The 12,825-nt window shown below is 28.8% G+C and carries 5 protein-coding genes; all 5 read left to right on the top strand.

The genetic code is table 11. The annotated features are described in order from the left end of the window. Positions 1-49: 49 nt before the first annotated feature. The 5 genes from hrcA to IC219_RS05310 all read left to right on the top strand — a co-directional run bounded on the left by hrcA (position 50) and on the right by IC219_RS05310 (position 12,819). Positions 50-1,069 carry a heat-inducible transcriptional repressor HrcA gene (hrcA, locus tag IC219_RS05330; RefSeq protein WP_227432571.1) on the top strand — a complete coding sequence of 340 codons (1,020 nt, stop codon included), beginning with the start codon at positions 50-52 and terminating at the stop codon, positions 1,067-1,069. A gap of 29 nt (positions 1,070-1,098) precedes the next feature. Next, entirely contained in the window at positions 1,099-1,719 is a 621-nt protein-coding gene (gene grpE / locus IC219_RS05325) for a nucleotide exchange factor GrpE (RefSeq protein WP_227432572.1), read from the top strand. 93 nt (positions 1,720-1,812) lie between these two features. Next, on the top strand, positions 1,813-3,660 hold the full coding sequence (gene dnaK / locus IC219_RS05320; RefSeq protein WP_227432573.1) for a molecular chaperone DnaK: 1,848 nt from the start codon (positions 1,813-1,815) through the stop codon (positions 3,658-3,660). A gap of 208 nt (positions 3,661-3,868) precedes the next feature. Next, entirely contained in the window at positions 3,869-5,023 is a 1,155-nt protein-coding gene (gene dnaJ, locus IC219_RS05315) for a molecular chaperone DnaJ (RefSeq protein ID WP_227432574.1), read from the top strand. A gap of 362 nt (positions 5,024-5,385) precedes the next feature. Beyond that, positions 5,386-12,819 (top strand): SpvB/TcaC N-terminal domain-containing protein, encoded by a 7,434-nt coding sequence (locus IC219_RS05310; RefSeq protein WP_227830754.1) that lies wholly within the window; start codon positions 5,386-5,388, stop codon positions 12,817-12,819. The last annotated feature ends 6 nt before the right edge of the window (positions 12,820-12,825 follow it).

Here is a 12,825-nt window from a genome sequence, read left to right as displayed (position 1 = left end):
TTTTAGCACTCGAACTTAGTGAGTGCTAACAGCTAGGAGGTATAATAATATGGAATTAAATGAAAGAAAATTAAATATCCTCAAAGCTATAGTTAAAGATTATATAGAAACAGCTGAAGCTATAGGTTCTAGAACAATATCTAAAAGGCATGATTTAGGTGTTAGTGCTGCCACCATAAGAAATGAAATGGCTGACCTTGAAGAATTAGGATATTTAATTCAGCCACATACTTCTGCGGGTAGAGTTCCATCTGAAAAAGGCTATAAGTTATATGTAAACTCTCTTATGAGTAAAAGTGAATTAGATGATAATGATAAGATTCTTATTGAACAATGTATGAATCATAACATAAATCATATAAAAGAATTAATTCATGAAACGTCTAAGCTATTATCTCAATTAACTAACTACACAACTGTAGCAGTTACTAAGAGTTTAATAAATCAAAGCGTCATAAAGCATATACAGTTAGTTGCTATGCATGACAATAATATTTTACTTATAGTTGTAACAGATAAAGGGGACTTAAAAAAAGCTAACCTTACAACTAATGTATATTTAGATCAATCTAAGTTAAATTTGATTTCTGATAATCTTACAAAGAAGCTCTTAGGAAAAAGTATAACAGATTTAGATGATAATCTGATTGCTTTTATTAAATATGAAATAAGTGAGTATTCAGGGTTTATAGATGAACTTTTAAATGCCCTAAACTCAAATATGGAAGAAGAAGATTTTTCTCTATCATTAAATGGAGCCACTAATATATTTAGTTATCCAGAATTCAATGATGTGTTAAAAGCAAAGTCATTTTTAAATATGTTAGAAAGAAAGGAAACAATAGCTGACATAATTAAATCAAAGGGAATACAAAAAGAAAATCTAAATATAATAATTGGTAGTGATAATGATTGTAAATTGGCACAGGATTGTAGTATAGTTACAGCAACTTATAATGTAGACAGAGACTTAGTTGGGCGAATAAGCTTCATAGGACCTACAAGAATGGATTACGCTAGAATTTACTCTATAATAAATTATATGAGTTTATTAATTAATAGAAAGTAAAGAAATTTTAAATTGAGGGGTGTAAAGTCTTGGATAAAAAAAATGAGCAACAAGAAGTAAAAGAAGAAAATGATACTTCTATTAACCAAGAATCTGAAACTCAAGTAGAGTTAGAAGATGAAGTTGTTAATGAAGAATGTGAAGAGTCAAGCGAAAAAACTGATGAAGAAAAAGCTGATGATGAAAATGTAACAGATATAAATTCTAAATTAGCAGAAAAAAAATTAAAAGATGAAGTAGATGAATTAAATGACAAATATCAAAGACTTCAAGCCGAATATGCAAACTATAGAAGAAGAACTCAACAAGAAAAAGAAACAATTGGTGTGTTTGCAAATGAGAAAATAATAACTGAGTTAATACCAGTTATAGATAGTATGGAAAGAGCCTTAGATGCATGTGAAGATAAGGAAGATACTATGTATAAGGGTATAAGCCTTGTACATAAACAATTAATAGATACTCTAGTAAAATTTGGAGTAGAAGAAATAGAAGCAGAATCTAAGGAATTTGACCCAAACTTACATCTAGCAGTTATGCAAGAGAGTGTAGATGGAGTAGAAGCAAATCAAATAGTGATGGTACTTCAAAAAGGATATAAGCTAGGAACTAAAGTTATAAGACCTTCAATGGTTAAAGTTTCTTGCTAAGTATATAAATTAAGGTTAAAATATTTAGCCTAATATAAAATACACAAATAAGTAAAATTTAATTATACAATTACTCAAGGAGGATTTTTAGTCATGGGAAAAATAATAGGAATAGATTTAGGAACAACAAATTCATGTGTTGCAGTATTAGAAGGTGGAGAAGCACAAATAATAGCAAATAATGAAGGTATGAGAACTACTCCATCAGTAGTGGCATTTACAAAAGATGGTGAAAGAATAGTTGGAGAACCTGCAAAAAGACAAGCAGTTACAAATGCAGATAAAACAATAACTTCAATAAAAACTCACATGGGAACTGATTACAAAGTGAATATAGATGGAAAATCATATACTCCACAAGAAATATCAGCAATAATATTACAAAAATTAAAATCAGATGCAGAAAGTTACTTAGGACAAACAGTAACAGAAGCAGTTATAACTGTTCCAGCATACTTTACAGATGCTCAAAGACAAGCTACTAAAGATGCTGGTAGAATAGCAGGGCTAGATGTTAAGAGAATAATAAACGAGCCAACAGCAGCAGCTCTTGCTTATGGTATGGATAAATTAGACCAAGAAAAGAAAATATTAGTATTTGACTTAGGTGGAGGAACTTTTGACGTATCTATACTTGAAATAGGTGATGGTACTTTTGAAGTTTTAGCTACAGCTGGTAACAATAGATTAGGTGGAGATGACTTCGACCAAATAGTAATAGACTATTTAGCAGATGAATTCAAAAAAGCTGAAGGTGTAGATTTAAGAAATGATAAAATGGCTCTTCAAAGATTGAAAGAAGCAGCAGAAAAGGCTAAGAAAGAATTATCATCAACAATGAATTCAAACATAAACTTACCTTTCATAACTGCTACAGCAGAAGGTCCAAAGCATTTAAATATAGATTTATCAAGAGCTAAATTTGAAGAATTAACTAGAGGTTTAGTTGAAAAAACTATGGAACCAACTAAGAGAGCTTTACAAGATGCAGGACTTTCTACAAGTGAAATAGATGATGTATTACTAGTTGGTGGTTCTACAAGAATACCAGCAGTTCAAGATGCTGTTAAGAAATTTATAGGAAAAGATCCTCATAAAGGTATAAACCCAGATGAATGTGTTGCAGCAGGAGCTTCTATACAAGCAGGAGTTTTAGCAGGAGATGTTAAAGACTTATTATTACTAGACGTTACTCCATTATCTCTTGGTATAGAAACTATGGGTAATGTAATGACTAAGATAATAGAAAGAAACACTACAATACCAACTAAGAAATCTCAAGTATTCTCAACTGCTGCTGATAACCAAACAGCTGTTGATATACATGTACTTCAAGGTGAAAGAAGTATGGCTTATGACAATACAACTTTAGGAAGATTCCAATTAACTGATATACCACCAGCACAAAGGGGAATACCTCAAATAGAAGTTACATTTGATATAGATGCAAATGGTATAGTTAATGTTTCAGCTAAAGATTTAGGTACAGGAAAAGAACAAAAAATAACTATAACATCAAATACTAATTTATCAGAAGCAGATATAGAACAAAAAATAAAAGAAGCTGAGATGAATGCTGAAGCTGACAAACAGAAAAAAGAGAAAATAGAAGCATTTAACCAAGCTGAATCTACTATATATCAAACTGAAAAAACTTTAAATGAACTTGGAGATAAAATAAGTGCAAGTGATAAAGAAGATATAGAAAAAGCAATAGCAGACTTAAAAGTTGTAAAAGATAATCAAGATGCTACAGCAGAAGAACTTAAGAAAGCTACAGAAGAAGTAATGACTAAGTTCCAAAAAGTATCTCAAGAAATGTACCAAAAGGCAGCTCAAGAACAACAAGCAGCACAAGGTGCAGAGCAAGCTCAAGATAATGGACCTAAAGATGACAATGTAGTAGATGCTGACTTTAAAGAAGTAGATGAAGATAAATAAGCTATATAATATAACATCAAATGATAATTGAAGAATAGATTATTTATGAAAATCATATAGATATTAAAGATATATGGACAATATACATCATAAAGAATATAATATATCATAGATTATATAACTTAAAGTAGAATATAAGAATTAATGATAGCTTGTAGTTTATTATTCTACAAGCTATCGTTTTGTAAAATGAAGGTGGTGTCAATTTTTGAGTACAAAAAGGGATTATTATGAAGTCTTAGGTATCAGTAAAGGTGCAGAAGCTCAAGAGATAAAAAAAGCTTACAGAAAGTTAGCAATGAAGTACCATCCAGATAGAAACCCTGGTGATGAAGAGGCTGAAGAAAAGTTTAAAGAAATAAATGAAGCTTATGAAGTACTTTCAGATGATACAAAGAGAAAGACTTATGACCAATTTGGACATGATGGGCTAAATGGTCAAGGAGGCTTTGGAGGCCAAGGTGGATTTAATGGCCAAGGCTTTGGTGGATTTGAAGATATGTTTGGAGATATATTTGGTGACATGTTTGGAGGGGGCTTCGGAGGTGGAAGACAAAGAAGAAGAGGTCCACAACGTGGTGCAGATATAAGACAAAATGTTACTATATCTTTTGAAGAAGCTGCATTTGGTAAAAAAATGTCTATAAAGCTAAATAGAAGTGAAGAATGTGATGAGTGTGATGGAACTGGAGCAAAACCAGGAACATCAAAGAAAACTTGTTCAACTTGTAATGGAACTGGTCAAGTTAGAACTGTTCAAAGAACTCCATTTGGAAATATAGCAAGCTCAAGACCTTGTAGTACTTGTAATGGAACTGGAGAAGTAATTGAATCTCCTTGTAGCAAATGTCATGGAACTGGAAACACAAGAAAAGTTAAGACTATAGAAGTAGATATACCTGCAGGTATAGATGATGGTCAAATGATAAAACTTGCTGGTCAAGGTGAAGTGGGAGAAAAAGGTGCTCCAAGAGGAGACTTATACATTGTAGTTAATGTAAAATCTCATCCATTGTTTACTAGAGATGGAAATGATATTTACTTTGAGATGCCAATTACATTTGTTCAAGCAACTTTAGGTGATGAAATAGAAGTACCTACTTTGGATGGAAAAGTTAAGTATAGTGTGCCAGAAGGAACACAAACTGGAACTGTATTTAGACTTAAAGAAAAAGGAATTCCTAGAATTAGAGGTAATTCAAGAGGAGACCAATATGTCAAAGTTGTAGTCGAGATTCCTAAAAAATTAAATGATAAGCAAAAAGATCTGTTAAGAGAATTTGCGAAGGAGTGCGGGTCGAACGTCCACGAAAAGAAAAAAACATTCGGACAGAAAATAGAAGATATGTTTAAGAAAAAGTAGTTAAAATAGCCAATATAATGTAATCATATTCTTTAGAATCTAAATTATTTAGTTATAAGATTTTGAATTAATATAATATGATTTTTATATTGGCTATTTTTAATTTTGAGTATGTAAAATATGTAGTTGATGACAAAAATACTTATGTTTTTTAACGTGAGCTTTGTGGCAGGTATTAACTATATAACTTTTTTTTATAAAATAATTGTTTTGACCAAATGTACATTTTAGACGACCAGTTACGCATAAATTGTTGAATATTCTTTTAAATATCTATATACTTTATAGTATAATTTATCAGAAAATTTAGAAAAAAAGATATAAAAAGAAAATCTAATGAAATTATAGGCGGTGTTAATCATATGGAAAGTAATAATAAAGGTGTGTTTAACAATGGAACAATTTCTATAGGTGAAGTATCTATGCCTAAAGGTGGTGGTGCAATAAAAGGTATGGGTGAGACTTTTAGTTCAAATCCATTTACAGGAGTTGGAAATTTTTCTATACCAATAAAAACTTCAAAAGGTCGAGGTTTTGAACCAGATATTTCTTTAAATTATAACTCTGGTGCTGGGAATGGTCCATTTGGATTAGGATTTTCTATTTCATTGCCTTATATATCTAGAAATACGGAGAAGGGTGTGCCTACATATGAGGATATTTTGGATAAGTTTATATTATCTAATTCATCAGAACTTGTAAAAACATGTGATAATAGAAAACAAATGAAGAAATCAAAAAATTTAAATTCCTCATGGGAAGTGACTTCATATTTACCTAGAGTAGAAGGAGACTTTTCAAGAATAGAATATTGGAAGAGTAAAGAGAGTTCTTATTGGAAAATTACTACAAAAGATAACATTACATCAATCTATGGCAAGTCTTTAAATTCAAAAGTTGCAAATCCAAACAATGACAGTCAAATATTTATGTGGCTTATTGAAGAAAGTTTTGATTCAAAAGGAAATAAAATTGAGTATATTTATAAACAAGAAAATAATGAAAATATAATAGATAAATCTAATTATGTAGATAGAAGATTTGATTCATATAAATATATACATAAAATAAGATATGGGAACTATTTTGATAAACAAAAAAAAGAAAAATGGGCCTTTGAAGTGGTCTTTGATTATGGTGAATATGAATTAGAAGATACTTTATTAAAAACGAGTCAGTCGAATCCATATGTATATACAAATATGTGGAAAGTGAGAAAAGATTCTTTTTCGTCATATAGAAGTGGATTTGAAATAAGAATTTGTAGGCTTTGTAGAAATATATTAATGTTTCATAAATTTGAAAATGAACTTGGAGAGATACCATGCCTTGTAAATGTAACTAACTTAAAATATGAAGAAACACTGCAAATGTCTATGCTATCAGAAGTTCAACTGAAAGGATACAGAAGGAATAAAGATAATAGTTATTTTTTAAAATCTATGCCTCCAATAAAGTTAGGATATTCTAGTTTTAATCCAAATAATAAAAAATTCAATTTATTAAAAACAAAAGATGATTCTAATTTACAAGGATATTTACAAAAAACTGAGTTTAATTTTATAGATATTTATGGTGATGGTTTACCAGGAATTTTAATGAGCAATGAAGAGTCTACATTTTTTTGGAGAGCAGAAGGAGATGGAAAATATGGATTTTTAGAAAAACCAATTAAGTTTCCTATTGAAAAAGATTTAACTTCCTCTAATTATTTTTTAATGAGTCTTGAAGGTAATGGCAAATTGAACTTTATTGTTTCAAAAACAGAAAGAGCAGGATTTTATGAGTGTGAAAGTAATGGAGATTGGAAACAATATATGGATTTTGAATATTTTCCTATGGAATTTACAAGAAGCAGTAGAAAAGAAATGGTTGATATAAATGGAAGAGGACTAATAGATATTGCTATATTTGGAGATGATTACCTAAATGTGTATTCATCTATTAAAAAAAGTGGTTTTAGTAGAGCAAATAGAATTGATTTTGGAAATAGAATAAGTTCAGGAGAATTTCCATATAAGAATAGTGAAAACATAAATGAATTTATTGGATTTGGTAATGTACTTGGAGACGGTCTTTATCATAGAATTAGAGTCCGAAATGGATGTTTTGAATGTTGGCCAAATTGTGGTCATGGTAATTTTGGAGAAAAAATATTGTTGAGAAATGCACCAAAGTTTGATGAAGATTTGGATATATCAAGAATTCATTTTGCAGATATTGATGGTTCGGGAACTATGGATATGTGTTATGTATATTTAGATAGAGTAGATATATATCTAAATTTAAGTGGCAATAGATTTAGTGATGCAATATCAATACCATTACCAGAGAATTACTCAAAGTTTGACCAAATAAACTTTGAAGATGTAAATGGAAATGGAGCTTCTTGTATGATATTTACAAAGGTAGGAGAAATAATAAAGCACTATGTTTATGATTTTACAAATAACTCAAAGCCATATTTATTAACTAATATAGATAATTCTTTAGGTATGTTGACAAATATAACTTATTCTAGTTCTGTAAAGTTTTATCTTGAAGATAGGGCTTTAGGTAAAGAATGGCAGACAAAGTTACCATTTCCACTACATGTAGTGGAAAAGATAGAGTTTATTGATGAGATTTCAGAATCTAAATTTACAGAATATTACAAATATCATTCTGGTTATTATGATTATGTGGAACGAAAGTTTAGAGGATTTGGGTTTGTTGAAAATTGGAACTCAGAAAAGATTAATTCAAGTCTAGAAAATCCACTCATAGTACCTACTACTTATATAAAAAAATGGTATCATACAGGGTGTTGTGATCAATTAGAAAATATATCTAAACTTAATGAAGAAGACTTTTTTTCTGAAGATTTGGATGCCTATGTACTACCAGATATTATATTAGATAGTTCTATTAACAAAAAAGATTCAGAAGAACTGATAGAGGCATATATCTCTTTAGCTGGAAAAATTTTGCGTGAAGAAACTTATGGATTAGATAGTGATATAGAAATTTCAGATATACCATATACTGTGTCTGAAACTAACTTTAAGATAGTAAAGCTTCAAGATAAAATAGAAAATAATTTTGGTGTGTTTTATTCTCATCCAACTGAGTGTATAACATACAATTATGAAAGATTAGTAAAAGACCCACGTATAGCACACAAATTTATATTAGATGTAGATAAGTTTGGTAATATAGAAAAATCTTGTGAAGTATATTACCCAAGAAGGTTTAAAATAATAAACCAAAATAGTGTTTATAGTAAACAATACAACCTTAATATAACAGCAGAATGTACAAAATTTATAAATGAAACTGAAGATTTTAATTTAATTGGAATTGCATATGAACATAGTTTATTTGAGATAGGAGAAGTATCATTAAATGGAAAAATCTATTTTTCATATGATGAAATCAAAACAATAACAAATGAATCTTTTTGTAATGTAGTAAATTACAATGAAAGTTTCAAAAAAGGAAGAGTACAAGCTAGATGTATTTCTTGTGATAGAAAATATTTTTGGAATGAGCATCAGGATAATTTACTGGATTTAGGAAAGATAACTGATAAAGCGTTACTTCATCATCAGGAATTTGCTGTTATGCCAGAAACTTTAGTAAATGATATATTTGCGGATAGGATAAATGATAATATATTAGTTCAAGATTGTGGTTATATCAAAAAAGAAAATTATTGGTGGAATAGAGGGCTTGTTCAAAGTTATTTTACTAGAGAAGAAAATGGATTTTTTATGCCTATATCAAATGAAAATTTATTTATAGAAAAAGATTCAAAATTATATTGTAAAAAATATATTGAGTATGATGAATATAGATTATTTCCAATTAAAATAGGAGAATATTTGTCTGAGCAAATATCAAATGAATCAGAGTTTATAATTGACTATATAACTACTTTACCAAAACAATTGAAAGATATAAATGGTAATATATATCAAGTTATTTTTGATCCATTAGCAATGGTAATTGCAAAATCTAACTATGGTATTGTTGACGAAAGTTTTCAGGGAAACGGAGATTTAGATATATATAAATATTTAGAGAATGCTACGTTTAAAGAGGTTATAAAAAATAATCAAAAATATTTACAAATGGCATCTGAATTTTTCTTTTATGATTTGTGGGAATGGAGTGATAATAAAAAACCAGCTTGCTTTATTCAACTTGTAAGAGAGAATTATTTAAGTGAGATTCAAACTAAGGAAGAAGATAAGGTTCAAATTAATATAGGTTTTTCAGATGGTTTTGGTAGAAATATAGAACAAAAAACTAAAGTTGATTCAGGAAAAGCAATCTTATATAACAAAGGAAATCTTATATATAACAAGTTAGGAGAAGTATCAACTGGGTATGTGGATGAACGTTGGCAAGTGTCCGGAAGAGTAGTGTACAACAATAAGGGAAAACCTATAAAGCAGTTTAAGCCATATTTTTCATCAACTTCTGAATATGAACAACAAAAATATCTAGATAATATATTAACTGCATCAGAAGTTATTTATTATGATTCAATTCTTAGGGTTGTGAAGATTGAAAAAGCTAAAGGTATACCATCAAAATGTTCTATAGTAAAGAATGTATTTACTAAAGTTAAGTATTCTCCATGGGAGGAAATTCACTATGATGAAAATGACACATTAGTAGATTCAGATTATTTCAATGAATATATAAATAATTATCCTGAAAATCCTACTGTAGAACAAGAATATGAGAAAAAAGCACTTTTAAAAGCTAGTAAATTTTATAATACCCCTGAAAAAAAAGTATTTGATAATATGGGAAATCAATATCTATTTATAAGGGATAACCTAGGTGAAGTTTATAAGGATTCATTTAAAGAGATAGCTTGTAAAAGAGGTATAAGTGTAGATGATATATGGAATGAGCTTTTGGGTAAGGAATATATAAAACCAAGCAAGATTCAAGAAAACAAAATTTTAAGTGGATGGGTATCTGAAAAATTTCAACCATATAGTAGTAATTTTAAATTAGAGATAGATGAGAAATATGAAAGTTGCAGTAATGAGTTAATAGATTTTATGAAAAAGAGTTGTCTAACAACGTTTAATGATATAGATGTAACTGGTAAGATTAAGCGTAGTGTAGATGCAAGATTGTATTATTCAAACATTAGTGAAAAAACAGATTTTTGTAATTTTAAGTATTTTTATGATATGAAAGGTAATGAAATTTATGTAGAAAGTGCAGATGCAGGTATAAAGTTAAACCTATTAAATATGTATAATAAGCCTACACATTTATGGGACTTAAGAGGTTTTCATAAAAAAATATATTATGATAATCTACAAAGAATTAAAGAAATTTATGTTGATGGAAGATGTGAAAGTGGTCTAAACATAAATCAAACTGTAGAAAAGTATGTTTATGGAGAATTTTATAATCAAGATATTAAAAAGGTGAAAAGTAGGAACCTAATAGGCAAAATTTATAAACATTATGATAGTGCAGGTATAGCTATCTCAGATATTTATGATTTGAATGGTAAGGCTATTAGTGTTAGTAGACAGTTTGCTTCCGATTATAAGAATGAAATTAATTGGGATAAAATAAGTAGTGTTCAGCTTGAAGAAGATGTATTTCATACTAAATATAAGTATGATGCACTTGAAAGATTAAAAATAGAAATTACACCAGATTTAAGTATATATAAAGCCAAGTATAATCAATTAGGTCTATTAAATGGTGTAGATGTATTTTTATCTGAAGAAAACAAAGAATACAATTTTATAAAAGATATAGAGTACAATGCAAATAAGCAAAGAACTAAGATTTATATGAATAATGGTTTAATTACTCAGTATACTTACGATGATATAGATTATAGGTTGAGAGGAATTAAGTCTATAAGGACAATAAATAAAAATGAGGCAGATAAAGGTAATGAGATGAGCACATTTCAAGAGTTAAAATATATATTTGACCCATGTGGAAATGTTATGACTATAATAGATAGTTCTTTGGAAGCAATATTAAAAAGCAAAAAACAAATAAGTCCTGTAATGGAGTACACATACGATGCTATGTATCAATTAATTAATGCAACTGGGAGGAAACATTCAGGTGTTATTGCAGATAAATCAGGTTGTGGCTTTGGAAATTCAAAATACATTAAACTAGGAACATTACATATAAATGATAGTGAAAAAATTGAAAATTATAGAGAGATGTACGGATATGATGATTCAGAAAATTTAGTATCTATAAAGCATATATCAGATAGTTTAACATGGATTAAATCTATTGATATTGATAAAAAATCAAATCATTCTCGTGGCATCAAGTATGGAAATAAAGATGAATTATATTATGAAACTAATTTTGATGAAAATGGTAATATGAGAAACTTAGAAACTATTTCTCAAATTTGCTGGAATTACAAAAATAATATATCTCATGTAGATACTTTAACTAGAGAAGATGAAATATGTGATAGTGATTATTATATATATGATGCAAATGGTCAACGTGTAAGAAAAGTTAGTGAAAGAAAGATAAATACAAATATTTTTGAGATAGAAGAAAAATTTTATATTGGTAATTTTGAAATTAAAAAGATAAAGAGGATAAATAATAAAAATGAAACTATAATTTTAAGTAGAAAATCTATAAAGGTAATGGATGATAAGAAATGTATATCAATGATCTATTTCTGGAATATTGATGAAAGACAACGAGAGACTAAAAATACTAATAAGTACTTTTTTAAATATCAGTTAGATAATAGTAATGGCTCATATTGTGTAGAGATAAATGAAAATGCAGAACTAATAACTTATGAGGAATACTATCCATATGGTGGAACAGCTCTGATTTTAGGAGAAGATGATAGAGAAGTTAATCTAAAGGAATACAGGTATTCAGCAAAAGAGAGAGATTTATCGACAGGACTATATTATTATGGGGAAAGGTATTATGCGTCTCATATTGGGAGATGGGTTTCAGCTGACCCTGCTGGTAAAGTGAATGGTTTAAATTTATACACATTTACTATAAATAATCCTATTAGATATAGTGATGATTTTGGAATGGATATAGGTGATAATTTTACCTTTGAAAGAGATGATTTACTTTACGGATTGCATGAATCAAGGTCTAAAGATATTTATATGAATGAAGTTAGAGCAGCTAATGGACGTAGCCGTTTAGGTGTAGGACCCATAGTAGTGGACAATATGAATAACTTGTTTTTGGGAGTGCAAAGAGGTGAGACTTATGGTCAAGGTAAAGTAGCAATTAATGGGATGACTATAAGAACTCCTATTGTATCTAGATTTATGGCTTTTCTAGAGCATAATTTTTTAGGAAGTAAATTACCTAGAGATAGTAGCCCTTCTTCAATAAAAAGAAGAATCATATCTGGGTGTAAAGCAGGAATGTTGTTTACTGTTGCATCAGGAAAAACTATAAGGTTTGTGTTAGATGGATTGAATATAAGAAGTATATGCTACAATACTCATGAAAAAAGAAGCTATACAGAAAGAGAGCTTAGATTTATATATAAACGACGTAATGATGCAAATTTTATGCAAAACATAAAATTTTATAAAGAAGGTAGAGAAGTTGAAGCTCCATGGATAAGTAATAGTAAGTGGTGGAACACTTGGTATGAAAGTAAAACTGTTAAAGGGTATGGAAAGATTTTAAGTACACTTGAAAAATTAGGATATGTTGCCTCTGTAATATTAGCTCCATTATTTCTTAACTTTGTTGCTAGTAAGGTTGGTTATAAGTTAAAAAAAGTTTTAAGTGTATAATATAAA

The sequence above is a fragment of the Clostridioides sp. ES-W-0018-02 genome (assembly GCF_020658175.1).
Lineage (GTDB): Bacteria > Bacillota > Clostridia > Peptostreptococcales > Peptostreptococcaceae > Clostridioides.
The sequence above is the reverse complement of the archived record's forward strand: the minus strand, read 5'-3'. Positions and strand labels throughout refer to the sequence as shown.